The organism is Halogeometricum sp. S3BR5-2 (assembly GCF_031624635.1).
Taxonomy (GTDB): Archaea; Halobacteriota; Halobacteria; order Halobacteriales; family Haloferacaceae; genus Halogeometricum; species Halogeometricum luteum.
The window spans coordinates 388,253-414,146 of sequence record NZ_JAMQOQ010000005.1 but is presented as its reverse complement, the minus strand read 5'-3'; the positions used below and the strand labels follow the sequence as shown (position 1 = coordinate 414,146).

The window sequence follows — 25,894 nt, the reverse complement described above, 5'->3', positions numbered from 1 at the left end:
TTGAACCGTCGCACGGTCGCGGTGTGTCGTTCGCATTCTTCCGAAATGGACTCGAACACTTAAGGGCGTCGTCTCGCGTTTGTCGTGAGAGTGCGAGGCACTCCCCCGACGGGAGACGAGGCGGTTCGAGTTGACTCGGAAGGTGGCGTCCCGGACCTCGGTGGCCCGGGGCGCCCCGCGTATTTCTACGAATGGCAGGGGAACATAAAAGGCCGTCGAACCGAAGCCGCCGCGTCATGCGATTTCATACCCCGTCGCCGGGGAGTTGGAAAGAGGACAGAGCCGTCGCTCGCGGGTCGAGAATATCGCGCGGTCGGAGGCCGGTCGGTCATCCCTCGCGTCTCGCGTCGGGTCGGACCGGGTGGTGTCCGCGCGAGTACGCATCGCCCGGGGACGGACAAAGCCGTGTCGGATGCGTACTCCCGCGTGCGGTGCACGCGCGTGCGAAGAAAAAGGCGAACGTCGCCGTCGTCATCCTCGCTACTCGTCGAGGTGTTCGATACCCTGTTTCGAGACGTTCCCTTTCGTGATGTCGCCTTCCATCCAGTCGGGTTTGTCCCCGGGAGCGTCGTCGACCCAGGCCCACGCGTGGAAGATGTGCACCTTGTCGGTACCCTTCTCGCGGAGATGGATCTCTGTGGCGTGTTCTTTGGCTTCGTCCTCCGACCCCTGCGGTTCGAGACGTCGGGCGGCCTTCAGGGCGGCTTGGCGGGGCATGCTTCCGGAGAAGACGCTCGACTCCGAACCGTCCTCCTCCCGAAGCACGAAGTTTCGCTTACCGTCCTCGCGTACCATGGTTTGTGACCTCCATGGCAACCGAACACAGGGGTCGGCTTAAATATATCGGCAAAATTGGGAGCCGGCGGCGAGGTGCTTATATACGGAGTCGGATTTCGGCCCCGCCGGCCGCGAGCGGAAACCGGAGAGAGGGCGAGGAGACGCCGCGATTCGGAGCCGATTCTGAAGGTCAGCGGTCGGGTAGACAACACTTATGTACGTCCTACGGCGAAGCATCGAACAGAGAGACCCCGATGGTCCGGAAAAAGAAGCTCAGCCCAAGTGGCGCGAAAGACGAGAACGGCGAGTACCACAACGTCCACGTGAACCTCCACGAGGACGAACTCGCCGTCGCCGGGATGGACATCGGCGACGAGGTGTTCGTTCGGGTTCGTGACGGTAAGATCATCATCCAGAAGGCCGACCCGGACGACGTCGAACACGACTTCTGAACCCGCCGGAGTCCGACCGAACGCCGACACACCTACACCCGATGCGAACCCTCTATCGAGCACTGAAACCCGCGCTCTTCTCGCTCCCGCCGGAGACGGCGCACGGACTCGTCCACCGCGGCCTCCGGACCGCACAGCACACCTTCCTCGCCGACGCGTTCGCCGCCCGGTACCGCGTCGACGACGAGAGACTCCGCACCGAAGCGTTCGACTGTTCCTTCGAGAACCCCGTCGGCGTCGCCGCCGGGTTCGACAAGAACGCCGAGGTGCCCGACGTCCTCGGGAGCCTCGGCTTCGGCCACGTCGAGGTGGGCGGCGTCACCGCCGACCCGCAGGACGGCAACCCCCGCCCCCGGATGTTCCGCCTCCGCGAGGACCGCGGCATCGTCAACCGCATGGGTCTGAACAACGAGGGCGCCGACGCCGTCGGCGAACGCCTCGCCGCCGGACCCGACCCGGACGTCACCGTCGGCGTCAACCTCGCCCTCTCGGAATCGACCGACCCCGAGGACGCCCCCGCCGACTATCGCGACAGCTACGAACGGGTGGGCGAACACGCCGACTACGTCGCCGTCAACGTCTCCTGTCCCAACAGCGAGGGCTTCCGCGACTTGCAGAACCGCGACTCCTTGGAGGCCATCCTCGGGGGACTCGTCGACGCAGGCGCCTCGCCCCTCCTCGTGAAACTCTCGCCGGACCTGCCGGACCCCGCCGTCGAGGACGCCCTCGACGTCGTCGACGAGTACGACCTCGACGGCGTCGTCGCCACGAACACGACCACCGACCGGCCCGCCGGACTGCGCAGTCCGAACCGCGCCGAACGCGGCGGCCTCTCGGGCGCCCCCATCGAGGGCCGAGCGACCGAGATGGTCCGCTTCGTCGCCGAACGGACGGACGTGCCCGTCGTCGGCGTCGGGGGGGTCTCCTCCGCGGCGGGCGCGTACGCGAAGATTCGCGCCGGCGCGAGTCTCGTCCAGTTGTACACCGGCCTCGTCTTCGAGGGGCCGACGCTCGCGCGCGACATCAACGAGGGACTGCTGGAGTTGCTCGAACGCGACGGCTTCGACTCGGTGGACGAGGCCGTCGGCGCGGACCTGTAGCGCACCGTTCCTATCAGTTCCCATAGGTTGGCCAGTAGATATTTTCGCGCCGGGCCGGAACCGCGAGCCGTATCAAAATGATTAATCGCAGAGAATTCGCCAAGACGGTCGGCGCGGCCGTCGGGACGGCCGCTCTCGGAACGGGCGCCGTCGCGGCGACGGGGTCGGAATCGGACTCGGGGTCAACCGAGGGGACGGACGGAACGGGAGGCGAGCACTTCGTCGGGACGTGGTCCGCGGCGCCCGCCCCGCCCGCCGAAAGCGGCCTCTCCCGCGCGGGGTTCGAGAATCGGACGGTCAGACAGATGGTCAACCCGAGCGTCGACGGGTCGACCGTCCGCCTCCGCCTCACGAACCGCTACGGCGACGACCCCGTCACCTTCGCGAAGGTCACCGTCGCGGACCGCGACGACGGCGCGAGCGTCGTCCCCGGGTCGACGGAGACGGTGACGTTCGGCGGCGAGGAGTCCGTCTTCCTCCCGGCCGGCGCGGCCGTCTACAGCGACCCCGTGGAGTTCGACGTGGCGGCGGACGAGGACCTCGCCGTGAGTTTCTACGCGGTGGACGCGACGGGGCCGGCGACGCGGCACCCCCTCGCCCTGAAGCGGACGTACTCGGCACTGGGGAACTACACCGAGGCGTCCGGCGGCGACGCGTTCGAGGAGGCGGCGATGTCGTGGTTCTTCCTGAAGGGGGTCGACGTCCTCGCGGACGAGGAGGTGGGAACCGTCGTCGCGTTGGGTGACTCCATCACCGACGGCTTCGCGTCGACGCCGGGCGCGGACCACCGCTACCCGGACTACCTGGCCCGCCGGTTCGTCGCGAACGGCGTCGAGCGCTCCGTCGTCAACGCCGGCATCTCGGGGAACCGCGTGCTCTACGACTCCGTCTCCGGAACCGGGTTCGGCAACAACGCCCTCGCCCGCCTCGACCACGACGTCCTCGCCCAACCCGGCGTGACGGAGGTCATCCTGCTCGAAGGGGTAAACGACATCGGCCAGCACCCGCCGGCCGTCGGCGCCGACCGCATCATCTTCGGACTGAAGCAGATAGCCCGACAGCTACACGCTCACGACATCGACGTGTTCGCCGGGACGCTGACGCCCGCGGGCGGCGCCTCCGAGAGTTACGGCGGCGCCGAGGCCGAGGCGCAGCGACAGGCCGTCAACGAGTTCATCCGGACGACCGACGTCTTCGACGGCGTCGTCGACTTCGACGCGGCCCTGCGCGACCCGGACCACCCCGGACGGATGCTCTCGAAGTACGACAGCGGTGACCACCTCCACCCGAACGACGCCGGCTACCGGGCGATGGCCGAGGCGGTGGACCTCTCGCTGTTCGGCGCGGTCGAGGAGGACGGGGAGGCGAACGAGCGGAACGGGAGCGAAGGAGAAGAGACGACGGAAGCCGGTCGGGAGGAAGGCGCGAGCGACGGGCACTCGGCGCTCCGGACCCCGCGGGCGGACTGACGGCGGCGTCGAGAGCGGGCGGCGGGTGCGACGGAAACGACACGACGTTCGCGTCTCAGCGTCTCGTCGTCTCAGTCGCCGTGCTGGACGATGACGACGGCGTCGCCCGCTTCGAGCATCTCGCCCTCGCCGGTATACCGGCGCTCCTCCTCGATGGTGAACATCTCGGGGTCGAGTTCGGCGCCGCCGGCGCGGAGGCTCCCGTCGACAACCTCGTACTCCTCGGCCTCGATGTCCGCTTCGATGTCCGGCACCTGCGCGCCGAACTCGGGGCCGACCAGCGAGTAGTCGAGGTCGACGCCGGTGACGACGGACTCTATCTGCGGTTCCTCATCTAAGGTTTCCAACTCCTCGACGTGCATCACGCCGCTGATGTCCTCCTCGAAGCCGCGGACGTTCCCGTACACCAGCACGCGGTCGACCGAGGCGTTCATCGAAAGCTGGTTGTCGCTCTTGTACTTGCGGAGGGCGCCGACGACGGCCATCGCCGTCTCGCCGGCCGCGACGTCGGCGTCGACGCCGAGCGGTTCGGGCCACGCGGCGCGGTGGACGCTTTCGGCCTCTTCGCCGTGCATGTCGCGCCACAGTTCCTCCGTGACGTGCGCGAGGACGGGCGCGAACAGTTTGACGAAGCGGCGGTGCGCGATTTGGAGAGTGTACTTCGCGGAGTCGTCGTCCTCCTCGCGGACGCGCTGTTTGGCGATTTCGAGGTAGTCGTCGCAGAACGTGTTCCAGAAGAAACTCCGGAGGCCGTCCCGGGCCTTCGAGAACTCGCGGTTCTCCAGCTTCTCGGAGACGCGCGCTATCTCCTGGTCCAACTCCGCGAGGAGCCAGCGGTCCAGCGCGTGGAGTTCGTCGTGGTCGAACTCCTCGGGGGCGTCATCGGTGAGGCTCTCGACCAGTTTCGAGGCGTTCCAGAGCTTCCGGATGAGTTTCTCGCCCGCGCGGAGCCCCTTCTCGGAGTACGGCAGGTCGTCGCCGACGGCCGACCCCGCGGCCCAGTAGCGCGCGGCGTCGACGGGGTACTTCGAGACGACTTCGTCCGGCGAGACGACGTTGCCCTTCGATTTCGACATCTTCTCGCGGTTCTCGTCGAGGACCATCCCGTTTATCATCACGCTGTCGAACGGCACCTCGCCGGTGTGCTCGTAGCACTTCACGACGGTGTGGAACAACCAGAAGGAGATGATGTCGTGGCCCTGCGGGCGCAGGTCGAACTGGTACAGTTCCGGCCGGTCCAGCGTCGTCTCTCCCTTCTCCGCGTCCCAGCCCCACCCGGCGTTGATGAGAGGGGTGAGGGAAGAGGTGGCCCACGTGTCGAACACGTCGTCCTCGGGGACGAACTCGCCGTGGCCGCACTCGGGACAGGAGTCGACCGGCGGGTCGTCCGCGAGGGGGTCGACGGGTAGGTCTTCTCGCTCCGCGACGACGACGTGCTCGCACTCCCCGCAGTACCAGACGGGGAACGGAATCCCGGAGGAGCGCTGCCGGGAGATGGACCAGTCCCACTGGAGCCCCTCGATCCAGTTCTTATAGCGAGTAAACATCTTCTCGGGGTACCAGTCCATCTGCCGACCCGCTTCGAGGTACTCGTCGGTCTTATCGAGGAGTTCGACGTACCACTGGTCCTTGACGAGGAACTCGACGCTCGTCCCGCAGCGCTCGTGGACGTTCACCGTGTGGGTGATGGCGCGGCGGTCGAGGAGCGCTCCGTCGTTCTCCAGGTCAGAAACGATGGCCTCGCGGGCCTCCGCCGACGACATCCCGGCGTATTCGCCCGCGACGTCGGTCAGCGTGCCCGACTCGTCGATGGCGATGCGGAGATTCAGGTCGTGCGCCTGATACCACTCGATGTCGGTCTGGTCGCCGAACGTACAGCACATGACGATGCCGGACCCGGTTTCGAGGTCGACGCGTTCGTCCTCGATGACGGGCACCTCCTGTCCGAAGATGGGGATGCGCGCCTCCTCGCCGACGAGATGCTCGTTCTCCTCGTCGTCGGGGTGGACGAACACGGCGACGCAGGCGGGCAGCAGTTCCGGGCGAGTGGTGGAGATGACGAACGTTTCGTCCGAATCGACCACGTCGAACTCGATGTCGTGGAAGTGGCTGTCCTGTTCGTCGTCCTCCGTCTCGACCTGCGAGATGGCCGTCTCGCACTCGGGACACCAGATGGCCGGGGCGCGCTGGCGGTACTCCCGACCCTCGTCGTACAGTTCGATGAACGAGAGTTGGGAGGTGCGCTGGACCTCGGGCGAGATGGTCTGGTAGGTCTGGTCCCAGTCGATGGAGATACCGAGCCCCTGCATCTTCTCGGTGAACTCGGCCTCGTACCCCTCGCAGACCTCCCGGCACATCCGCTGGAACTCCCGCCGGTCGAAGTCCTGGTGGCGGACGTCGAGTTCCTCCTCGGTCAGTCGCTCGGAGGCGATGCCGTTGTCGTCGAAGCCGAACGGGAAGAAGACGTTCTCCCCGCGCATGCGCTCGAACCGAGCGACGAAGTCCTGCAGGGTGAAGCCGTAGGCGTGGCCCCAGTGCAGACTGCCCGAGACCGTCGGCGGCGGCGAGTCGATGGAGAAGGCGGTGTCGGGGTCTACGGCGTCCGCGTCGGCGCCCTCGGCGTCGGCGTACGCGTACGTGTCCTCCGAAACCCACCTGTCCTGCCACTTCGCTTCGACCGTCTCGGGGTCGTATTCTCCGCTCGGCATCCTTGTGCAGAAGTACCGCCGTAAGCCGTGTTAAGTCACTCGATTGAACCGGCGAGACTCCCCGACGGGGACGATACCGGGCGGACGGGCCGCCCGAGGCGGCGCGTCACGAGGCGCATCCGCGGCCGCGAGGACTCACCGCTCCGGTGAAACGAGAGCGACCGTCAGAGCGCGTCGAGTCCGGTCGCGAGGTCCGACAGCAGGTCGGTCTCGTGTTCGACGCCGACCGAGATTCGGAGGAGGCTGTCGGTGATGCCGAGGAAGTCGCGTTCGGACTGCGAAAGCGGCGAGTGCGTCATCGTCGCCGGGTGTTCGACGAGCGACTCGACGCCGCCGAGGCTGACCGCCAGCGGGAAGTGGTCGAGTTCGGAGACGAACCGCGCCGTACCGTTCAGGTCCGCGTCCAGTTCGACGGAGAGCACGCCGCCGTAGCCCGACATCTGCCGCGCCGCGAGATCGTGTTGCGGGTGGGAGTCGAGACCTGGGTAGTGGACCGCGGACACCGCCGAGTGCTCCGCGAGGAACTCCGCGACGGCCTGCGCGTTCGAGGCGTGTTTCTCCATCCGGAGCGGGAGCGTCTTCAGGCCGCGGAGGGTCAGGTAGGCGTCGAACGGCGCGAGCACGTTCCCCATGCCGACGCGTTGGAGGAACGTCACCTCCTCGGCGAACGCCGCGTCGTTCGTCGCGAGTGCGCCGCCGACGGAGTCGGAGTGCCCGTTGAGATACTTCGTCGTCGAGTGAACGACCACGTCGGCGCCGAGTTCGAGCGGTCGCTGGAAGTACGGCCCGACGAAGGTGTTGTCGACGCCGAGCAGTGCCCCGTGGTCGTCCGCGACGGCCGCGACGGCCTCGACGTCGCAGAGTCGAAGCAGCGGGTTCGTCGGCGACTCCATCCAGACGAGCGCCGTCTCCGGACGCATCGCCGCCGCGACTTCCGCGGTGTCGCGCGCGTCCACCAGCGACACGTCGACGCCGAGTCGGTCCTCGAAGTACCGCGAGAGCATCGACTTCGTGCCGCCGTACAGGTCGTCGAAGGCGACGACGTGGTCGCCGGGTTCGACGGCGGCCGAGATGGCGGTCACGATGGCAGCGGTTCCGGACCCGAACGCGAAGGCGTGGTCTGCCCCGCAGAGCGCTCCCAAGCGGTGTTCCAAGGCGTTCCGCGTCGGGTTCGACAGCCGCGAGTAGAGGAACTCGCCCGCGTCCGGGTCCAGGGTCTCCAGCGACGCGTCCGGGTCGATATCCGGCACCGCGTACGTCGAGGAGAGGTGGACGGGAACGGCCACGTCCTCGACGCCCTCGGCGGGTCGCTGTCCGCGTTCGCCGTGCGTCACCGCGAGCGTCTCGAACCGCTCTTCAGAATCGTTCATGAAGAATTGCGAGTCGACGGTGTACTAAACATTCCGGTAATTTATCGAGTTATAATTGTAGATAATTTTGCGCCCTTCGAGATTCTTCGGAGTTATGTTCCCCTCGCGCCGGAAGGTAGAGAGGAGCGGAGACGGGGGGGAACTGCGAGACTGTGGGGAGAAAGAGGAGAAGAGGGACCGAATCCGAGCGCTTACCGCAGTGCGTCGAGGTCGAACTCGAACGCCGCGACGGGCAGTTCGAGGTCGTGTTCGACCAGCACTTTCGGATGTATCTCCCCGACGACGCCGACGTTCTCGCCGTCGATTACGACGCTCGCCGCCCGGCCGTCGATGAAGGAGGGGTGCTCCGCCGGCGGCGTCTCCAGGTCGACGGCGAAGTCCCGACAGAGCGTCTGGAGCCGAGATTTCGCGTCCTCGAACGTCGCGTCGTGCCGCGCGAGGACGCCCGCGACGTGCCGTCGCTCCTTCACGCGGGTGTTCACCGAGTCGTCGCGTTCGGCGACGAGGCCGATTTCCGCCAAATCCTGCGGGTACGCCCGGTGGGTGTTGTTCTCCAGCACCATCATCAGCGAGGGGAGCGCCCACGTCCGCAGGACGGTGTAGTCCTCGCTGTACGGCCCCGTTATCTCGGCGGGGTCGCCGCCGCCGAGGTAGTCGTTCCCGGCCTCGACGCCCATGCGGTCCTGAATCTCCGCCTCGCTCGTCATGTGGAAGTTGAGCATGTCCTCGAAGCCCAGTCCGACGAGCGAGTTCCGGGCGGCGTCCTCCAGTCGGGAGCGCTCGTGTCGGCCGCCGACCGTGCCGACGTTCGGGTAGCGCGGTTCGAGTTCGTTGAAGCCGTACGCCCGACCCACGTCGTCGACGAGGTCCAAGGGGTGGAGCACGTCGACGCGGTACGGCGGAATCGACACCTCGTAGACGGTCTCCTCGTCGTCCTCGTCGTCCTCGCCGTCACCCGCCTCGTCGCCGGGTGCGTCGGCGGGACCGGACCCGACCTCGTCGTCCGCGAGTTTCGCGTCCAGTCCCGAGCGCTCGAACAGGTCGGCCACCTCTCGCCGCTCGAACTCCACGCCGAGCATCGTCTCGATTCGCTCGTGGGAGACGCGCTTCGTGTCCACCTCGAAGTCCGGGCGGCGGAGCGTCCCCGACTCGTACTCGACCTCGACCTCCTCGATGGTCGCGCCGCGGGCCGCCAACGCGTAGCAGACGATGTTGCACATCCGGTCGATGGTCCACTGGTCGGTGCCCGTCAGTTCGACGAGCAGTTCGCGCGACTCCGTCGACACCTCCGTCCGGCGGCCGTTGATGACCGGCGGGAACGAGAACAGACCGAGTTCGTCGTAGATGGCCGGGTAGCGGTCGTACTCGCTCACGAGGTCGGCGTACTTCTTCCCGGTCTGGTGCTCCTCCAGCACTTCGGCGGGCGTCATCTCCCGGTCGCCGTCGAGGGGGACGAACGTGTCGCCGTCGGGGTCGACGCCGCGGTAGGTGATGGAGTTCCCGTCCGAATCCTCCCGCAGGGCGTCGCCCTTGAGCATCGTCAGGTCGTGGATGCCGATGGCGCCCTTCGCGCGCTTGCGGCCCATCGTCGCGTGCAGCTTTTCTTGAAGTTGGATGAGCGAGTCGAGAGCGTCCTCGTCCAGGTCGACGCCGCGGATGACCGCGCCGGTGACGTACGGGCGCTCCTCGGGCACGCTCTCGTCAACGACGAACGTGAAGTCGGGGCTGTTCGTGTTCGGGACGTAGACCCCGCGGTCGTCGCCGTACTGGTAGCGCAGCGACCGCGCGACGCCCTCGACGGAGAGCCTGTCGAGTCGGTCGGGACCGAACTCCAGTTGGAACGCCCCCTCTTCGGTCTCGCCCTCGAACTCCAGTCCGAGTGCGAACAGGTCCTCCTTGAACGACTCGTCCGATTTGTCCTCGTGGCCCGTCAGCCGTCTGAGTTCGTCGGGGTGAACGTCGACGACGGGCATTACTTCAGCACCTCCGTCTCCCGCAGCAGTTCGATGTCGGACATCGTCCCGTGCACGTCGCGGATATCGTCGAAGCCGTACATGAGCATCAGCAGTCGTTCGAGGGCGAGACCCCATGCCATCACGTCACACTCCACGCCGAGCGGTTCGAGCACCTCGTCGCGGAACATACCCGAATTACCGATTTCTATCAGTTCGCCCGTCTCGGGGTGCCGCCCGAATAACTCGAAGGACGGCTCCGTGTAGGGGTTGTAGTGCGGTTTGAACTGGATGTCCGTGATGCCGAACTGCGCGTAGAACTCCTCGAAGGTGCCCATCAGGTCGCGCACCGAGAGGTCGTCGGCCATCACCCAGCCCTCTATCTGGTAGAACTCGAGGAGGTGCGTCGGGTCCAGAGTGTCGTTGCGGTACACCTTCTCGACGGAGAAATACCGCTGGGGAGGCTCCAACTCGCCCACCTCGTGCCCCGAGAGGTAGCGCATCGACAGCGAGGTGGTGTGCCCGCGCAGGGCGATGGCGCGCGAGAAGTCCTCCGACCACGGCGAGTGGTAGCCGTCGCCGTCCGGACCGACGCCGCGGCGGTGGGCGTCCTCGACTCTGTCCACCAAGTCCTCGGGCAACTCCTCGATGGGCGGCACGTCGAGGGCGAAGCGGTCCCAGTGGGTTCTGGCGGGGTGATCCTGCGGCATGAACAGGCAGTCGTTGATCCAGAAGTCCGCGTCGGCGTGCGGCCCCTCCATCTCCTGAAAGCCCATGCCGACCAGGACGTCCTTTACTCTGTCAGCGGTCTGTCTGAGGATGTGCGTCTTGCCGCCGCGCGCCTCGGGCGCGTCGGCTTCGACGTTGTACTCGGTGAACTCGACGTCTTCCCACTCTCCAGACGTGAGCATCTCGGGGGTGAGGCGGTCCACCGTCTCCGCCGCCTCGACGCCCTCCATGAGGAGCGTCACGCCCTCGTCGGTGACTGTCACCGAGCGGACCGTCTCTTCGCGCCGGTCGACGAGGTTGCGCGAGACGAGTTGCTCAAGCGTTTCTTCGTCGGCGTCGTCGACATCCTCGCCGTCCGCGAGGGCGACCAGCACCGTCGCTTCGGGGTCGCTCTCGGCGTCCGCGTCCGCGTCGGCCGAGAGTTCGCCGGCGTCGATGGCGCCGTAGCCCTTCCGTCCGAAGTTGGCGAGGGCGATGTCCACCTCCGGGCCGCCGAGGCCCGAGGCGCCGATGACCTGCCCCATCGACACCGGGTCGTCGGCGGCGCCCGCTTCGACGGCGGCGCGGTAGAGGCGCACCTCGGGCAGGCCGTCCGCGACGTACTCGCGGCCCTCCTCGGTGAGTTCGTACTCCACCACCTCCGTCTCCGCGACGGCGACGTAGCCGTCCTCGCGGAGTTCGAAGGCGGCCTGCGTCACCGTCTCCGGTTTCAGTCCCGTCTCGTCGGCGAGACGCTCGATAGTCCGTTCGTCCGTCGCGCTCGCGGCGTTCAGCACCGCGACCTGTGATTCGGGTAATCTCATTAGCTCGGGTTCGCGTCGGTCGTTGTCGTGTCTACTGGCTAAGACCCAGTTAGCAGTTGCGAAGGGCGCGGACGCCCGCGCCCGTGTCGGGTCGGTTCGGACGGGTTCGTCCCCGCGGACGCCGCGGCGGGAGTGCGCCCGCCCCGTCGGTCCTCCGGGAGTCCGCCGTCGTCGCGAGAGCGACCGTAACGGGACGACGGTGGTCGCCGCCGCGAGGGCAGCGACCCCGGCGCGGGACTACGATCGCTCTCGGTTCGAGGTCCGAAAGAAGAAGCCGGACCCGTCGGTCGCGGTCGGTTCGCGCGCGTCGCCTCCGCCGTCGGTGGGTCCGGTCGGCATGGTCGTGAGGTGCCGGTCGCGGGGCAAAACGGTTCCGACTCCGTGCGAGTCGCTGTCGGTGCTTCGGGAGACGAAGAAGGGAGGTCTCACCGCCCGTATCGCCCCCCAGACTCATGTCCGCTCCGTCCGTCCGACCGGACACTATGAGCGGAGAGACACCGACACGCGAGCGCGGCGAACCGGCCGGCCGAACGACAGCGAGGAGGCGGGCGAGATGAGCGGTCTCGGTCTCCTCGCACTCCAGGGCGGCGCGGGGTCGAACGCCGGGTCGCTCGCCGGCGCGGTGCTCGTCTTCGTCGTCAACCTCCTCATCGGCGCCGTCGGCATCCACACCGGCGCGCGACTCATCGTCGACAAGGACGTGGGCTACCGCAGAGCCGTGTTCACGGCCCTCATCGGCGCCATCGTCTGGGCCGTCGTGGCGTTCTTCCTCGGGTGGATTCCGCTGCTCGGACCCCTCCTCGCGCTGGTCGCGTGGATCGGCGTCATCAACTGGCGCTACCCCGGCGGGTGGGGGGCCGCGGCGCTCATCGGCTTCGTGGCGTGGATCGTCGCCGCCCTCGTCCTCTACGCCCTCGCCGCCATCGGCCTGTTCGAGTTCTCGGCGCTGGGCATCCCCGGCTAACCGTCGGGTCGCGGGAGAGGAGAGGCGGCCGATTCGCCGCCGTCGGGTCGTCTGGACCCGTCTTCGGCCGTGCGCTTTATTCGCACGCCGTCCTACGGATTCGCATGGTCAACAAGACGCTCAACGCGGAGAAACTCTCGCGAGAGGAGACGGCCGACCGACTGCGGGCGCTCGCGGACGCCATCGAGGGCGACGACGACGCCGACGTTCGCGTCGGGAACAAGCAGATAACGCTCCGTCCGCGGTCCACCGTCGGCTACGAAGTCGGCGTGCGCGAGCGGTCGTCCGTGCTCCGCGGCAGTCGCGAGAGCGTGACCGTGACGATGGAGTGGAAGGCGCGCAAGGACTGAGAACGGCCCGCTTCTTCGGTTCGATTACGATTCGATTCGACTCGGTTCGACCCGACCCCCCGAGCGACGGCGGCCGACGGTCGACGCCCGAGTGTCGGCGGCCGAGACAGTCACGTCCGACCGGCGCAGGGACTGATACCCCCGGCCCGCGAACGCGCACCCGTGCGAACGATACGAACGGAACGAGAGATAGCGGCCCCGGCGGAGGCGGTGTGGGAGGTGCTGACCGACCTGTCGGCGTACCGCGAGTGGAACCCGCACGTCGTCGACGCCGGCGGACGACTCCGCGAGGGGGAGACGGTGGAGATTCGCGTCTCCCGGTCCGGCGGCCGGGCGCGGGCGCTCCCGGTGCGCGTCACGGAAGTCGACCCGCCGCGGAGACTGTCGTGGGTCGGCCGCGTCCTCGCCGCCCCCCTGTTCGAGGGGCGGCACACCTTCGAGTTGCACGAACTCGGGGAGCGTCGGACGCGACTGGTGAACCGCGAGACGATGACGGGGCTGTTGGTCCCCCTGCTCGTCGCCGCCGACGCCGAGACGGACTACGGGGCGATGAACGACGCGTTGGCCGCGAGGGCCGAGGCGCGCTTCGAGGGCGCGGACGGGAGCGGCGGAGGGGAAGCGGCGTGACCGACGTTCGCGTCCTCTCGGACGGCGACGTGGCCGCCCTGCTGTCGCTGCCGGACCTCCTGCCCGAGATAGAGCGGGCGTTCGTGAAGCAGGGCCGCGGCGAGGTGGAGCGCCCGCCGCGCCCGCACTTCCCAGTGGGGACGGAGACGCCGGGCACCGCGCTGACGATGCCCGCGTACCTGCACGGCGACCCGACGTACGCGACGAAACTCGCCGCGGTCCACGAGTCGAACGCGGAGCGAGACCTGCCGACGGTGAACGCGCAGGTGGCCGTCACCGACGCCGAGACGGGGCTGCCGCTCGCGTACCTCGCCGGGACCCGCGTAACGAGCGCTCGAACCGGCTGTATCGGCGGCCTCGCCGCGCGCGAACTGGCGAACGGGCCGGTCCGACTCGGCGTGTTCGGCGCGGGCACGCAGGCCCGGTGGCAGACGCGCGCCATCGCCGCCGCGACCGACCTCGAACGGGTTCGAATCTACTCCCCCTCCGACTCGCGCGAGGCGTGCGCGGCCGACCTGCGCGAACGACTGCCCGACGTCGACGTGAGCGCCGTCGACGCGCCGGAGGCGGCGCTCTCGGGGTCGAACGTCGTCGTCACCGCGACGACGAGCGCCGAACCGGTGTTCGACGGCGAGGAGTTAGAAGAGGGAACGCTCGTCGTCGCCGTCGGCGCGTTCACCCCCGAGATGCGCGAACTCGACGGGGCGACCGTCAGCCGGGCGGACGGACTGTTCGCCGACGTGCCCGAGGAGGCCGTCGAGACGGGCGACTTCGCGGATCTCGACGTGGAAGCGACGGACCTGACGCCGCTCTCGGACGTGTTCGAGGGTCGGGCAGGGCGCGAGTCCGACGGGGGAGTGCTCGTCGTCGCCAGCGTCGGGTCCGCCGTGCTGGACGCGGCGACGGCGGGGTTCCTCTACGAACGCGCCGAGGCGGAGGACGCGGGGACCGTCGTCGAACTCTGAGTCGGCCCCGTTCGGACCGCTCAGTTGTCGCCGGGGGCGACGCCGCGGCGCGCGGACTCCGTGGAGATGTCGAGTTCGTCGAGCACTTCCTCCATCTCCGCGCGCTTCTCCTGGTGGTCTTCGAGGAACTCCTCCATCAGTTCGGCGGCCTGCTCCTTACATCCGCCGCAGAGGCGTTCGCCGCCGACGCACTCCTCGTACACCTCCGTGGCGAACGCGTCGTCGTCGCCCGAGAGGAGGTAGGCGTACAGTTCGTAGACGGGACATTTGTCGGCCTCGCCGCCGAGTTCGCGCTGTTTCTCGGCCGTCTCGCGGCCGCCCGTCGTCGCGGACTTCACCTTGTCGTAGCCCTCCTCGGGGTCGTCGAGCAGGGAGATGTGGCTCGCCGGAATCGAGGAGGACATCTTTCCGCCAGTCAGCCCGGTCATGAATCGGTGGTAGACCGACGACGGCGCGCGGAAGCCGTAGCCGCCGTGGTCGAGTTCCACTTCTCGCGCGAGTTCGTCCGCCTCCTCGAAGGAGAGTTCGAAGGCGTCGACGTGTTCGTCGTAGCGGCGCTTCTCGCCGTCGACGGCCTCGACGAGGGCCTCGAACGCCGCCTCGGTGGCGTTGGCGTCGAGGAACCGGGTCCGCGGGCGGAGCGGTTCCATGCCGGCGTTCGCCAGTTTCTCCACCGCGGACTCGCGGGCCGAGTCGGCGGCGACGACGCCGTGCGCGTCGAGGTTCGCCGTCGAGAGCCACTCGCCCGCCTCGCCGCACCGCGGCGTCTCGGGGTCCTCGGCGTACTCCTCGCGGGCGTCGTAGGCGGCGGCGACGAGGGGGCGTTCGGCGTCCCGGAGTTCGAAGCTCGCGTACGCCTCGGTCACCTTGAAGAAGCGCATTCTATCCGCTAAGTCGCGCGCGAGGCGGACGTGCGGGTCCTGGTCCGGGCCGACGGGGATGACCGTGGGTTTCGGCTCTTCTAGTTGAGGATAGAGGATGTCCGCCATCTGCGTGACGACCGACTGCACGTGCGAGACGTTGGTGCTCCCGCCGAAGCCGTAGATTGCCTCGAACTCCGAGTAGTTCGCCTTCGACCCGAGTTCGAAGGCGAGGTCCTGCAGTTCTCGATTGTCGGACTGCCGGTAGAGTTCGCCCTCCTCGGGGTCGAACCCGAGCGCCAGAAGCGACAGCAGGTAGTCGCGCGCGTGTTCGTCTATCTCCTCCCACGTCATCCCGCGGGCGGAGTGGGCCTCCAGGTCGGCGATGAGGCCGTACGCGTCGCCGCCCTGCTCTTGATGCCAGATTATCTCGTCGAAGACGAGTTTGTGGCCGATGTGGGGGTCGCCCGTCGGCATGAACCCCGAGAGGACGGCGAAGGGGTCGCCGTCGCGCATCGCTTCCGCGACGGGACGGTAGTCGCGGTGCCCGAAGATGACGCCGCGGCGCATCAGGTAGTGGGGGTCCGGCACCTCCGGCAGCACCGCGTCGAACTCCTCGATGCCGAACTCCTCGAACAGTTTGCGGTAGTCGGAGATGGTCGAGGAACCCCACGGGTCGAGAGACGTATCGTCGGCTCCTTCCGCCGAGGCGCCCCCGTCCGTGCGGGCGTCCTCGCGTGTCGACGCGTCGGTCTCGGTGTGGTCGTCTCGTGTCATGGGGTGAGCCGGGCTACCGAAAGCCAGTCTATCTGTTCGTTGGCGCCGGTGAGCGCAAAAACCATTCGCTTGCGGACCCCGCCGGCGAGGCGGACGTCGAGGGAGAGGTCCCGCGGGAGGAACGCGTGGTCGGGCGCGACGACGCGCACCAGGTCGGCGGAGTGGCTCAGTTCCGAGACGGAGTCGAAGTCGGTGTAGAGTCGGAAGTCCGCCCCGAACTTGAACCCGCTCTTCGGAACCGCGTCGGCGTCCCTGAGCGCCGCGTAGGCGCGCAGGCGGCGGTCGAACCGGTCGCCCTCCACGTCGCGGGCGAGGCCCACCACGTCGGCGGCGTCGACGTCGAGGGCGCCGCGTTCGGCGAGGTACGCGCCCTCGATGAGCGACAGTTGGAGGGGGCCGTCGTCGGCGTTGCGGCCGAACAGGCGCTGCCCGTAGAAGCCGCGCTCGTACACCTCGTCGGGCGACTCGTAGCAGACGACGCGGTCCGAGAGCAGGTCCGCGTCGAGGCCCGTCGGCGGGTCGTAGTCGGCGGTGCCGCTCACGTCCGGGTCGGCGTCGGTGTCGAAGTACGTCAGGTCGCCGTCCTCGTCGACGACGGCCAGAACGACGTCGCCGAGCGACGACGCGGCGACGCGTTCGCGTTCGCCGATGACGCGGACGCGGTGCTCGACGACGCCGTCGGTCGGCCCCTTCCCGCGCGGGTAGACGACGAAGTCGACGCCGTCGGGGTCGTCGACGCCCGGCCACTCCTCGCGGGCGGGCGAGAGGTAGAAGCCCCTGTCTCTGAGGTCCTTGTAGACGACGAACTCCAGCACCGCGCCCGTCTCCGCGAGGAACTCGCGGAAGTCCATCCCGTCGATGCCGTCGAGGTCCCCCCGAGAGAGCAGGTGCGCCGCCTCGACCGGCGCGAGTTCGACGCGGTCCCCGTCGAGGGGGCGGCCGTACCCCCGCGCGTCGTAGAACCGCTGACGCGCGTCGTCGGCCGCCCGAACGACGCCGTCGTGCAGTGTCGCGTCCATGTTCGAGAACGGGGCGGGTGAGGACATAGGGCCTGCGATGCGGCCGCGGCGTCCGGGCGTCGTCCGTCCGGTTCAGCCGTCGGCGAACTCCTCGCACGTCCCGTCCAGACACCGCCGCCCCCGCGCCGTCTCGAAGGTCGGGAGGCCGCAGTCGCACTCGCCGACGACGACGCCCGCGGGAATCGAGAAGGCCGTCTCGCAGTCGGGGTACGCCGAACACCCCGCGAGGAGGCGGCCGCCGCGCCGGATGATTCTGAGGTCGGACCCGCAGTCCGGGCAGGCCCACTCGCCGTCGAACCGGTCGCGCACGGCGTCGTCCAGCGACTCGCAGGCGCGGTCGACGCAGAGTTCGAAGACGGCGCCGCGTTCGGCGCGCATCGTCGGGAGACCGCACTCCTCGCACGTCTCGTCCAGCACCGTCGCGCCCGCCGGGAGTTTGTACTCCGTCCCGGAGTCGAGGGCGACGACGGCGCCGCCGGTTCTGACCAGCGGTTCGCCCGTCGACGGGTGCGACCCGACGGGGGCGCCCGCTTCGGTGACGGGGTACTCCGCCCGCCCGGCGGAGTCGTGGCTCCTGACGCGCAAGACTTGGTCGTCCGCGCGGGCGACCAGACCGAACCCCGAGGCGTCCGTCTCGACGGTCAGGGAGTCGGGGCGGGTGAGCCACGAGACGGGCTGGTAGCCGTCGGCGTCGTGGACGAGGACCGTCCGGTCGGGCTTTACCACGACCACCACGCGGCCGCGCTGTGTGCGGGCGCGCGAACCCTCGAAAGTGGTGGTGCAGTCGCCGGCGAACACGCGAATCGTCTCTGACATGGGGGCGCTGGCCGCCCCATCGGTGATAAACCGTCTCACGAAGGACTTTGAGGGGTGGCGCGCGTTGGACGGAGCATGGAAGTCCCCGACGACGCGGTGTTGTTCGACATGGACGGCGTGTTGGTCGACTCGGAGACGTACTGGTATCAGTTCGAAGACGAGTGGGTGTACGAGGAGGCAATCGAGTCCGGCGACCCGGACCACGAGGAGGTGACCGGGATGAACTACCGCGAAATTCACGACTACCTCACCGAGGAGTACGGCACCAGCGTGACGAAAGAGGAGTTCGTCGAGGCGTACAACGACCGGGCCGAGTCGCTGTACGGCGAAGACGTCGAACTAATGGACGGCGCGAACGAACTGTTCGACGACATCCGCGCGGAGGGGCGAAAGCTCGCCATCGTCTCCTCGGCGCCGCAGGATTGGATCAAAATCGTCCGCGACCGCTTCGGCCTCGACCCTCTCGACATGGTCCTCAGCGCCGACGACATCGACGAACCCGGCAAGCCCGAACCGCACATCTACGAACACGCGGCGGCCGAACTCGGTCTGAACCCCGAGGACTGCGTCGTCGTCGAGGACTCCGTCAACGGCATCGAGTCGGCCGAGCGCTCCGGCGCGTTCACCGTCGGTTACCGCTCGACGCACAACGCCGAGTTGGACCTCTCGCGGGCGGACGTCGTCGTCGACGGCCCCGCGGAACTGCGCGAGACGATTCTCGACTGAGTCGGTCCTCGCTCCTCACTCGACGCGGACGGTCCGCGTCTCCGTGATGGGATGCAGGGGCGCGTCGGGGAACGTCACCTCGACGCGGTAGGTCACTTCGTCGGCCGGCGCGCCGAAGACGCCGACGTGGACCGTCGTCTCGTCGGAGAGATACGTTCGCTTGGTGGTCATCTCGACTTCGTCTCCGCCGTCCGCCACCGCGGAGACGCGGACGCCGACGGCCGCGCCGGCCGCGCCGCCGGCGCGGTTGCGGATTCCGACCTCGCACATCCGATTTTCGCCCGTCGCTATCGAGTCGGGGAACTCCCCCCACGAGATGCGCACGTCCGGAAAGTTCCGCGCGTTCTTCACCACCTGTTCGGCCACCCCCTCCGAGAGGCCGGCGCTCCGGAGTTCTCCGGCGCCGGCGGCCGCCACGTCCCGCGGGGAGCGCAGACCGCCGGTGGCGAGTTTGTTCGCACGGTTCGGTCCGATGCCGTCGACGGCGGTGAGGGCGACGGCCTCCCGGGAGACGCCGTGTTCGACGCGCGCCTCGACGCGCCGGGCGAGGTTCGCCGCCCTCGGACCGGCGAACTCGTCGAGGAACTCCCTGAGCGCCGAGAGCAGTCGAAGCGCGTTCTGGCGGATGACCCACGCGTCCGAGCGGAGGTCCGCGGGGGTGCTGTTCGACATGCTCGCTTGGAGGATGGCGAACACCTTCCGCGGGCCGTCTTCGAGGGTGGTGTCGACGCCCCGCAGCACCGAGTTCACGGCGTCCATCTCCGACTGGCGAGCGGAGACGTCGTGGAACTCCGCCGCGCCGGCGACGGTTTCGAGAATCGAGTCGTCGGTGATGGTGTCGCGTTCGCAGAGCGTGGCGAACCGGCGGGCGGTGTCGAGGCGGAGGTAGTACTTCGAGGCGAGGCGGCCGAGCGTCGTCGCCTCGATGGAGAGGTCCGACCCCATCTCGACGAACCCGCGGGCGACGAGCGATTCGAGCGTTTCGCGCACGCGGTCGCGCAGGCCGTCGAAGTCGTACGCGTCGGGTTTCGAGCGGGCGCGCTGGTAGAAGAACGTCGTCTCCAGCCACGACATCACGTCCTCCAAGTCGCCGATGGTGCCCATCGCTATCTCGGCGTTGAGGTGCGAATCGAGGTCCTCGGCGAGTCGAGACTCTATTTCCTTGCCCTCGCGGAGGAGTTTGCGATACTTGTCGGCGTCCGAACGGTCGCAGACGACCCAGCCGTACCCCACGTCGTCGTAGCCGGGACGGCCCGCGCGCCCGAGCATCTGGAGGATGTCGAGCGGCGAGATGTCGACTTCGCCTTCGAGGGGGTCGTGGTACTTCGTGTCGCGGATGACGACGCAGCGAGCGGGGAGGTTGACCCCCCACGCCAGCGTCGACGTGGAGAAGAGGAGCTGAATCTTCCCCTCCTTGAACCACTCTTCGACCTTGTCGCGGTCGTCCTTCGCCAGTCCGGCGTGGTGGAAGCCGACGCCGTCGGGGGCGGCCTTCCGGAGGGAGTCGTTGCTCAGTTCCTTCGCCTCGTTGTGGAAGTCGTAGTCGCCGCGCGCGCCCATCGGGATGTCGCGCTTGCCGAGTTCGTCGCGGGTCTTCCCGGCGGCGCGGACGGTGTCTTGTCGGGAGGAGACGAACACGAGGGCCTGCCCGCCGTCGCGGATGTGCTCCTCCGCGAGGTCGAGGGCGCGGTAGAGTCGCCGGTACTTGTCCGCGAAGGCGTTGTCGCCGTGCGAGTACGTCTTCACGCCGGCGTGGAGGTCCACCGGGCGGTAGTCGTCGCCGAACTCGAACGTCGTCTCCGGGGGGGCGTCCAGCCAGTTCGCCACGTCCTCGATGTTCGGCATCGTCGCGGAGAGGGCGACGATGCGCGGGTCGCAGATTCGCCGGAGGCGCGAGACGGTGACTTCGAGGACGCCGCCGCGGGTGTCCGAGTCGAGGAGGTGCACCTCGTCGATGACGACGCAGTCGACGTCGGTGATAAAGGAGTAGCGCGCGGAGTCGTGCTTTCGGGTCGCAGAATCGGTCTTCTCGGGCGTCATCACGAGGATGTCCGCGCGTTCGGCGCGGCGGGGGTTCAGGTCGCGTTCGCCGGTGACGACGTAGACGGAGTAGCCGAGCGACTCGAAGCGCTCCCACTCGGCCTCCTTCTCGTTCGTGAGCGCGCGGAGGGGGGCGACGAAGAGGGCGGTGCCGCCGTTCTTGAGGGTGCGGCAGATGGCCAGTTCCGCGAGGGCCGTCTTTCCGCTGGCCGTCGGCGCGGCGGCGACGACGTTGTCGTCGCGTTCGAGGATGGCGGGTGCCGCCTCCCGTTGCATCCGGTTGAACTCGTCGAACCCGAAGGCGTCGGCGAACTCGGGGACGACGGACGCGACTTTCACGGGAGGTGCCTCCGCAGGGACGAGACAGCGAGAGTCATACGCGACACCGGGTTCCACGGACTAAAAGGCGTTTCTCCACGAGGGCGCGCGGACGGACGCCGGTGGTCGGAGGCGACGGGGTGCGACCGGAGAACCGGTGTCCGCCGCGTCTCGGCGGAGCGTGAGACGCCTCGTCAGAGTTATATCGAATCTCGGAGAGAGTCGGCCGTGTTAGAAGATAGCATCATCCTCGCGTTCGTCCCGGCGGCCCTCGTACTCATCGTCTCGCCGGGGCCCGATAGCGTCTACACGCTCACTCGAAGCGTCAGCGACGGGCGGACGGTCGGCGTCACCGCCGCGCTGGGGTCCTCCGCCGGAAGCATCGTCCACACGACGGCCGCCGTTCTCGGCCTCTCGGCCGTCCTTCGGACGTCGGCCGCCGCGTACACCGCCGTCAAGCTAGTCGGTGCAGCGTACTTGGTGTATCTCGGCGTACAGACGCTTAGACGGTCCGAAGAGTTCGAGATTACGCCGGACGGTACGGGTTACACGCCGAACGAATCGTTCAAAAACGCGCTCCTGATCAACGTGTTGAACCCGAAAGTAGCGATATTCTTCCTCGCCTTTCTTCCGCAGCTCGTCCGACCCGGCGGTTCGACTACCCTCCAGTTGTTCGTCTTCGGCGCGTTGTTCGCGACGCTCGGGTTCTGCTATCAAGCGCTCTTGGCGGTCTTCTCGGCGCGGGCCCGACGCGTCATCACGGAACGCGAACTCGTGCGGACGGTTCTTCGCGCGGCGAGCGGAAGCGTTCTCGTCGGATTCGGCGTCAGGTTAGCGCTCGAACGGCGGGTCTCGTCCTGACCACCGCACTCGACGTCGCAGTCTCGACTACGGGAGAAAGCATCGGAGAAGAGTCGAACGGCGCGCGAGGCGCGCACGCTCCCTTACGCAGCGCCCAGAGCGGCGGCGATGAACGACCAGTTCGTGCCGCTCTTGGGTTCTTCTTTCTTCGCTTCTGCGGTCGTGCGGTCGCGGCGGTGTTTCCAGTTCACACCGTTGTTATGGTTTACTCGAACTTGAGTTTTCCGCTTATCTGATATATACGTCACGGTCTTCGATGCTCGATGCGGAACTGTCGTGACGGTTCGGGCGGAATCGTGACGGAAGAAGGCGGCGGGGAGTGCGGAGGGCGGTCCGGGGACCGGAACCGGCGCCGACTCACTCCAGATGTTGTTTCGTCGGTTCGCCGAAGGAGCTCTCGCCCAGTTCGAGGGTGCTCTCGAGGAGGTTCTTGTGTCCGCGGCGGAGTCGCTCGGAGACGGCCTGCTGGGAGATGCCGAGCGTGGCCGCCAGGTCGCTCATCGTGGCGCTGCGCGGCACGTCGAAGTAGCCCTGGTCCATGGCCGTCGTGAGCACTTCGTACTGGTCCTTCGAGAGGCCGTACTGGCCCCGTCCGACGGAGCCTGTCACCTCGTAGATGTGCTTGATGACGAACGTGAGGTTCCGCCCCTCGCAGAACTGGGCCGTCTCGGTGAGCGACTCGCGGTCCGGCAGGAGGACGCGGAGGCGCCAGCCGTCCTGATAGCCGTTCATCTCCAGGACGACGCCCTCCTCGTCCAACAGCAGGTGGACGACGACGAGGATGTCCTCGACCCACTCCATCCGGTACAGGCGTTCGTCGCCGAGGTCGTCGACGAGTCGCCACTCCTGTACCGTCGGGTCCTCGTCCAACGCCTCGCCGAACGAGTCGAAGTCGTCCGCCGAGACGCGGACGTACGGGACGAGAGTGTCACGGTTCGTCGCGGCCACCCGGATGACCTCCAATTCGCCGTTCTCGAGCGTCGGCAGCGACCGGCCGAGCGCGAACTCGTCCACGTCCAGTTCGACTGACGCGATGGTACTCATCACGAGAGAGGGTGCCCGCGACGGATATGAAACCGTCGGCCAGTGACCAACAGATGATAGTGCTACTCGGAAGAGTGTAGTTTTTGGTTTACAGTCGTGTGATCCGTATTCTCGCGGTTATCGCATAAATTTACGGTAGAGGGGTTATAAAATACAAGAATATACAACCACAATCAAGTACGGTGGAGAGGGAGTACTTTATTTCACGACGATGGACCCCTACAACCGACTCGACAGGGGGCAGCTCCCCTATCATTGGCACGTGGTGTCCTCGCGGGACTGCATCGGTTTCAGACACCGCGAGCGGGACGTCACGGTCGAGGCGGTGGAGGCAGACGGCCCTCACCGCGAGTACGAAGGTCGGTGGCAGCTACAGTGTCGGCAGCGGTGCAACGAGGCCGAGTCACAGCGGGTCGTGGGGCACGTGACGACCGAGTCCGAAGCCCTCGACGCGCTGTTCACCTGGATGGAGCGCATCAACACCGCCGCGAACGAGAGCGAGGCCGCCCTCGACGTCGTCGGCCTCGGACGGACCGTCGCGGCGGACACGGCCCCGCAGAGTAGCACGCATTGGGTACCAAGCGAGAACGACGCGACGGAACCGCGCGACCCCGGTCCGAGCACGCGGAACACCCGCGGCGGACCGGAGGGCGTGCACCGAGGCGGTCCCCGCGAGCGAATTCGGAAGTAACCACAGTTCATGGCAAAGACCCCACCGGCCGAGAGTGCGGACGATATTCGTCTGGAGACGGGCGACAGAATAGAGCCGAACGGACGAGCGGACGCCGACGAGACGGCGGAGAGTCGCCACCTCGTCGTCGTCTCCAACCGGGAACCGTATCAGCACCACTACGAGGACGACGGCAGCATCGACGTCGAGGAACCCGTCGGCGGTCTGACCGCCGGACTCGACCCCGTGGTGCAGAAGACGCGCGGCGACTGGGTCGCCTGGGGCGACGGCGACGCCGACGCCGTCGTCACCGACGACGAGGACTGCGTGGCCGTCCCGCCCGGCGACGAGCGATACACCCTGCGCCGGGTGTGGCTGACCGACGACGAGGTGTCGGGCTACTACTACGGCTACAGCAACCGGGTCCTGTGGCCGCTATGTCACGACCTCGTCGACCGCATCGAGATGGAGCCGGCGTACTGGGACACGTACAAGTCGGTCAACGAGTCGTTCGGTCGCGCGGCGGCCGAGCGCGCGACCGAGGACTCGACGGTCTGGATACAGGACTACCACTTCTGTCTCGCGCCGAAGACCATCCGGGAACGGCTCCCGACCGGCGCGAACATGGTGCAGTTCTGGCACATCCCGTGGCCGGCGTGGGACACCTTCCGCGTCGTCCCGAACCCCGAGGAACTCATCGAGGGTCTCCTGGCCAACGACGTGGTCGGCTTCCACGTCGAGCGCTACCGGGACAACTTCCTCGAGTGCGCGGCCCAACTCGACCGGACGGACGTCGACCGCGAGGCCGGCGTCGTCCGCATCGACGGGCGCGAGGTCCGCGTCGGCGCGTTCCCGATGGGCGTCGACGCCGAGCGCATCGAGTCCATCGCCGACGGCTTCGGCCGCGACGATTGGGCGGACCTGGCCGAGCGATACGGCATCGACCCCGACACGCGCGTCGCCGTCGGCGTCGACCGCATCGACTACACGAAGGGTATCCCCCACCGCATCGACGCCCTGGAGACGTTCTGGGAGACCCACCCCGAGTGGCGCGGCGAACTGACGTTCGTCCAGAAGTCGAGCCACAGTCGCTCGCAGATTCCCGCCTACCAGGAGATAGCCGAGGACGTCTGCGAGGCCGTCCAGCGGGTCAACGAGCGGTTCGGCACCGACGAGTGGACGCCCATCGTCCACGTCGACGACTACCTCTCCCAGCGCGAACTGTTCGGCCTCTACCGCCACAGCGACGTGGCGCTTGTGAGTCCGCTCCGCGACGGGATGAACCTCGTCGCCAAGGAGTACGCCGCCGCGCAGGTCGAAGAGGACGGCGTCCTCCTCTTGAGCGAGTTCGCGGGCGCGCACGAGCAGATGACCGAAGCCATCCCCATCAACCCCTACTCTCCGGACGGCTTCGCCGAGTCCATCCACGACGCCCTGACGATGCCGGCGGGGGAACGCCGCCGCCGGATGCGGGCCCTGCGCGACCACGTCCGCGAGGACGACCTGGACGCGTGGGTGGCGGACCTGCTGGAGTCGGCGGGACTGACCGCCACGGAGACGCTCCTCGCGGGAGGACACGATGTCTGAGGCGCGGAGCGCGGCGTTCACCTCGACGGTCGAGGCGCTGGACGCGAAGCTTCGAGAGCGCGAGGAACTGCTCCTCTGCGTCGACTTCGACGGGACCCTCTCGCCCGTCGTCGACGACCCGCAGACGGCGACGATACTCCCGGAGAACCGCACCGCGCTGGAGGCGCTGCAGAGCCACCCCGACGTCACCGTCGCGGTGGTCAGCGGGCGCGAACTCTCCGACGTCCGCTCGCGCGTGGACCTCACGGGCATCACCTACGCCGGGAACCACGGGCTCGAACTCCGCACCGAGGGAACGACGAAGGTACACCCCGTCGCCAAGGAGCGGAAGTCCGACATCGGACGGCTGAGCGCGGAACTCCGCGAGCGGTTCGAGACGGTCAGGGGGGTCCACGTCGAGGACAAGGGCCAGACCCTGACGGTGCACCACCGCCGCGCGGCGGACGCCCACGCCGAACGGGCGCGTCGGACCGTCGCGCGCCTCGTCGGCGAGTTCGGCGGCGAGACGCTCACCGTCAGCGGCGACGAGGAGATAGTCGAGGTGCGCCCCGCCATCGACTGGGACAAGGGCAGCATCGTCTCCTCGCTGCTGCGCGACCACGCGTCGTGTCTCCCCGTGTTCGTCGGGGACGCGCGGACCGACGAGGCGGGGTTCCGCGCCGTCGAACGCGACGGCGTCGGCGTCCGCGTCGGCGACCCCGACGACCGACCGACGGCGGCAACGGAGTTCGTCAGCGACCCCGCGGAGACGGCCGCCCTGCTGGAGTGGTTCCGGCGGACGGGCGTCGACCGACTGGCGGCGCCGCTGGAGGCGACGCAGGCACGGCAAGCGGGGCCGACGGGCGCCTCCTCCCCGTCCCCGTCGCCCTCGGACGACCGACCGGACGCCGCGGACGACTGAGGCGGGTCG

22 protein-coding genes are annotated in these 25,894 nt (G+C 68.1%); 12 read left to right on the top strand and 10 right to left on the bottom strand.

Annotation, left to right across the window (positions count from 1 at the left end; all coding sequences use genetic code 11):
* Nucleotides 1–480: 480 nt before the first annotated feature.
* Nucleotides 481–795: a non-histone chromosomal MC1 family protein gene (locus NDI79_RS18755; RefSeq protein WP_310930207.1), complete on the bottom strand. Its 315-nt coding sequence runs from the start codon at nt 793–795 to the stop codon at nt 481–483.
* Between the two features lie 236 nt (nt 796–1,031).
* Here NDI79_RS18755 and NDI79_RS18750 point away from each other — a divergent pair, with 236 nt between their 5' ends.
* The 3 genes from NDI79_RS18750 (at nt 1,032) to NDI79_RS18740 (ending at nt 3,798) form a co-directional block, all read left to right on the top strand.
* Entirely contained in the window at nt 1,032–1,229 is a 198-nt protein-coding gene (locus NDI79_RS18750; RefSeq protein WP_049937926.1) for a hypothetical protein, read from the top strand.
* A 41-nt stretch (nt 1,230–1,270) separates the two neighbouring features.
* On the top strand, nt 1,271–2,329 hold the full coding sequence (locus NDI79_RS18745) for a quinone-dependent dihydroorotate dehydrogenase (protein ID WP_310930206.1): 1,059 nt from the start codon (nt 1,271–1,273) through the stop codon (nt 2,327–2,329).
* 77 nt (nt 2,330–2,406) lie between these two features.
* Nucleotides 2,407–3,798 (top strand): SGNH/GDSL hydrolase family protein, encoded by a 1,392-nt coding sequence (locus NDI79_RS18740; RefSeq protein WP_310930205.1) that lies wholly within the window; start codon nt 2,407–2,409, stop codon nt 3,796–3,798.
* A gap of 71 nt (nt 3,799–3,869) precedes the next feature.
* On the opposite strand, the gene NDI79_RS18735 is transcribed toward NDI79_RS18740, so the two are convergent.
* The 4 genes from NDI79_RS18735 to pheS form a co-directional block, all read right to left on the bottom strand.
* On the bottom strand, nt 3,870–6,506 hold the full coding sequence (locus tag NDI79_RS18735; RefSeq protein WP_310930204.1) for a valine--tRNA ligase: 2,637 nt from the start codon (nt 6,504–6,506) through the stop codon (nt 3,870–3,872).
* 164 nt (nt 6,507–6,670) lie between these two features.
* Entirely contained in the window at nt 6,671–7,876 is a 1,206-nt protein-coding gene (locus NDI79_RS18730) for a trans-sulfuration enzyme family protein (protein WP_310930203.1), read from the bottom strand.
* 191 nt (nt 7,877–8,067) lie between these two features.
* Nucleotides 8,068–9,849, bottom strand: a complete 1,782-nt coding sequence (locus NDI79_RS18725) for a phenylalanine--tRNA ligase beta subunit-related protein (protein WP_310930202.1) — start codon at nt 9,847–9,849, stop codon at nt 8,068–8,070.
* Nucleotides 9,849–11,360, bottom strand: a complete 1,512-nt coding sequence (gene pheS, locus NDI79_RS18720; protein WP_310930201.1) for a phenylalanine--tRNA ligase subunit alpha — start codon at nt 11,358–11,360, stop codon at nt 9,849–9,851. Before pheS ends, NDI79_RS18725 begins: the two co-directional genes overlap by 1 nt.
* A 553-nt stretch (nt 11,361–11,913) precedes the next feature.
* Here pheS and NDI79_RS18715 point away from each other — a divergent pair.
* The 4 genes from NDI79_RS18715 (at nt 11,914) to NDI79_RS18700 (ending at nt 14,266) form a co-directional block, all read left to right on the top strand.
* The gene (locus NDI79_RS18715; protein ID WP_310930200.1) at nt 11,914–12,324 is read left to right on the top strand and encodes a hypothetical protein; all 411 of its coding nucleotides are present in this window, start codon (nt 11,914–11,916) and stop codon (nt 12,322–12,324) included.
* 104 nt (nt 12,325–12,428) lie between these two features.
* On the top strand, nt 12,429–12,674 hold the full coding sequence (locus tag NDI79_RS18710) for an amphi-Trp domain-containing protein (protein WP_310930199.1): 246 nt from the start codon (nt 12,429–12,431) through the stop codon (nt 12,672–12,674).
* Between the two features lie 162 nt (nt 12,675–12,836).
* Nucleotides 12,837–13,301 carry an SRPBCC domain-containing protein gene (locus NDI79_RS18705; protein ID WP_310930198.1) on the top strand — a complete coding sequence of 155 codons (465 nt, stop codon included), beginning with the start codon at nt 12,837–12,839 and terminating at the stop codon, nt 13,299–13,301.
* Complete coding sequence (locus NDI79_RS18700) at nt 13,298–14,266, top strand: ornithine cyclodeaminase family protein (protein WP_310930197.1); 969 nt, start codon at nt 13,298–13,300, stop codon at nt 14,264–14,266. The genes NDI79_RS18705 and NDI79_RS18700 overlap by 4 nt, the downstream gene beginning before the upstream one ends.
* 20 nt (nt 14,267–14,286) lie before the next feature.
* On the opposite strand, the gene NDI79_RS18695 is transcribed toward NDI79_RS18700, so the two are convergent.
* From NDI79_RS18695 to NDI79_RS18685, 3 genes are all read right to left on the bottom strand, one after another.
* The gene (locus NDI79_RS18695) at nt 14,287–15,903 is read right to left on the bottom strand and encodes a tryptophan--tRNA ligase (protein WP_310930196.1); all 1,617 of its coding nucleotides are present in this window, start codon (nt 15,901–15,903) and stop codon (nt 14,287–14,289) included.
* A complete protein-coding gene (endA, locus tag NDI79_RS18690; protein ID WP_310930194.1) occupies nt 15,900–16,922 on the bottom strand; it encodes a tRNA-intron lyase in 1,023 nt (340 codons plus the stop codon). Before endA ends, NDI79_RS18695 begins: the two co-directional genes overlap by 4 nt.
* Nucleotides 16,923–16,994: 72 nt before the next feature.
* Complete coding sequence (locus tag NDI79_RS18685) at nt 16,995–17,738, bottom strand: topoisomerase DNA-binding C4 zinc finger domain-containing protein (RefSeq protein ID WP_310930192.1); 744 nt, start codon at nt 17,736–17,738, stop codon at nt 16,995–16,997.
* Nucleotides 17,739–17,813: 75 nt separating this feature from the next.
* Here NDI79_RS18685 and NDI79_RS18680 point away from each other — a divergent pair, with 75 nt between their 5' ends.
* Nucleotides 17,814–18,464 (top strand): HAD family hydrolase, encoded by a 651-nt coding sequence (locus NDI79_RS18680; protein WP_310930191.1) that lies wholly within the window; start codon nt 17,814–17,816, stop codon nt 18,462–18,464.
* 15 nt (nt 18,465–18,479) lie between these two features.
* Here NDI79_RS18680 and NDI79_RS18675 read toward each other — a convergent pair whose 3' ends face one another.
* The gene (locus tag NDI79_RS18675; RefSeq protein WP_310930190.1) at nt 18,480–20,843 is read right to left on the bottom strand and encodes a DEAD/DEAH box helicase; all 2,364 of its coding nucleotides are present in this window, start codon (nt 20,841–20,843) and stop codon (nt 18,480–18,482) included.
* Between the two features lie 207 nt (nt 20,844–21,050).
* Between NDI79_RS18675 and NDI79_RS18670 the strand changes: the two genes are divergently transcribed.
* Nucleotides 21,051–21,683 (top strand): LysE family translocator, encoded by a 633-nt coding sequence (locus NDI79_RS18670; protein WP_310930189.1) that lies wholly within the window; start codon nt 21,051–21,053, stop codon nt 21,681–21,683.
* Nucleotides 21,684–22,040: 357 nt separating this feature from the next.
* Here the strand turns inward: NDI79_RS18670 and NDI79_RS18665 are convergent, their stop codons facing one another.
* The gene (locus NDI79_RS18665) at nt 22,041–22,727 is read right to left on the bottom strand and encodes a helix-turn-helix domain-containing protein (RefSeq protein WP_310930188.1); all 687 of its coding nucleotides are present in this window, start codon (nt 22,725–22,727) and stop codon (nt 22,041–22,043) included.
* A 211-nt stretch (nt 22,728–22,938) separates the two neighbouring features.
* On the opposite strand from NDI79_RS18665, the gene NDI79_RS18660 reads away from it, so the two are divergent.
* From NDI79_RS18660 to otsB, 3 genes are read left to right on the top strand one after another with little or no spacing between them, the layout of a single operon-like run.
* Nucleotides 22,939–23,418, top strand: coding sequence for a hypothetical protein (locus NDI79_RS18660; protein ID WP_310930187.1), 480 nt, complete (start codon nt 22,939–22,941; stop codon nt 23,416–23,418).
* A gap of 9 nt (nt 23,419–23,427) precedes the next feature.
* Nucleotides 23,428–24,984, top strand: coding sequence for an alpha,alpha-trehalose-phosphate synthase (UDP-forming) (locus NDI79_RS18655; RefSeq protein ID WP_310930186.1), 1,557 nt, complete (start codon nt 23,428–23,430; stop codon nt 24,982–24,984).
* Nucleotides 24,977–25,885, top strand: a complete 909-nt coding sequence (otsB, locus tag NDI79_RS18650; RefSeq protein ID WP_310930185.1) for a trehalose-phosphatase — start codon at nt 24,977–24,979, stop codon at nt 25,883–25,885. The genes NDI79_RS18655 and otsB overlap by 8 nt, the downstream gene beginning before the upstream one ends.
* Nucleotides 25,886–25,894 lie beyond the last annotated feature (9 nt).

Bases quoted from the DNA above. Each gene is read 5' to 3' on its own strand.
- NDI79_RS18735 (WP_310930204.1), bottom strand. From the start codon at position 6,506: ATGCCGAGCGGAGAATACGACCCCGAGACGGTCGAAGCGAAGTGGCAG.
- NDI79_RS18710 (WP_310930199.1), top strand. From the start codon at position 12,429: ATGGTCAACAAGACGCTCAACGCGGAGAAACTCTCGCGAGAGGAGACG.
- NDI79_RS18730 (WP_310930203.1), bottom strand. From the start codon at position 7,876: ATGAACGATTCTGAAGAGCGGTTCGAGACGCTCGCGGTGACGCACGGC.
- NDI79_RS18660 (WP_310930187.1), top strand. From the start codon at position 22,939: ATGGACCCCTACAACCGACTCGACAGGGGGCAGCTCCCCTATCATTGG.
- NDI79_RS18750 (WP_049937926.1), top strand. From the start codon at position 1,032: ATGGTCCGGAAAAAGAAGCTCAGCCCAAGTGGCGCGAAAGACGAGAAC.
- otsB (WP_310930185.1), top strand. From the start codon at position 24,977: ATGTCTGAGGCGCGGAGCGCGGCGTTCACCTCGACGGTCGAGGCGCTG.
- NDI79_RS18715 (WP_310930200.1), top strand. From the start codon at position 11,914: ATGAGCGGTCTCGGTCTCCTCGCACTCCAGGGCGGCGCGGGGTCGAAC.
- NDI79_RS18665 (WP_310930188.1), bottom strand. From the start codon at position 22,727: ATGAGTACCATCGCGTCAGTCGAACTGGACGTGGACGAGTTCGCGCTC.
- NDI79_RS18680 (WP_310930191.1), top strand. From the start codon at position 17,814: ATGGAAGTCCCCGACGACGCGGTGTTGTTCGACATGGACGGCGTGTTG.
- NDI79_RS18725 (WP_310930202.1), bottom strand. From the start codon at position 9,849: ATGCCCGTCGTCGACGTTCACCCCGACGAACTCAGACGGCTGACGGGC.
- NDI79_RS18695 (WP_310930196.1), bottom strand. From the start codon at position 15,903: ATGACACGAGACGACCACACCGAGACCGACGCGTCGACACGCGAGGAC.
- NDI79_RS18755 (WP_310930207.1), bottom strand. From the start codon at position 795: ATGGTACGCGAGGACGGTAAGCGAAACTTCGTGCTTCGGGAGGAGGAC.
- endA (WP_310930194.1), bottom strand. From the start codon at position 16,922: ATGGACGCGACACTGCACGACGGCGTCGTTCGGGCGGCCGACGACGCG.
- NDI79_RS18655 (WP_310930186.1), top strand. From the start codon at position 23,428: ATGGCAAAGACCCCACCGGCCGAGAGTGCGGACGATATTCGTCTGGAG.
- NDI79_RS18745 (WP_310930206.1), top strand. From the start codon at position 1,271: ATGCGAACCCTCTATCGAGCACTGAAACCCGCGCTCTTCTCGCTCCCG.
- NDI79_RS18685 (WP_310930192.1), bottom strand. From the start codon at position 17,738: ATGTCAGAGACGATTCGCGTGTTCGCCGGCGACTGCACCACCACTTTC.
- NDI79_RS18740 (WP_310930205.1), top strand. From the start codon at position 2,407: ATGATTAATCGCAGAGAATTCGCCAAGACGGTCGGCGCGGCCGTCGGG.
- pheS (WP_310930201.1), bottom strand. From the start codon at position 11,360: ATGAGATTACCCGAATCACAGGTCGCGGTGCTGAACGCCGCGAGCGCG.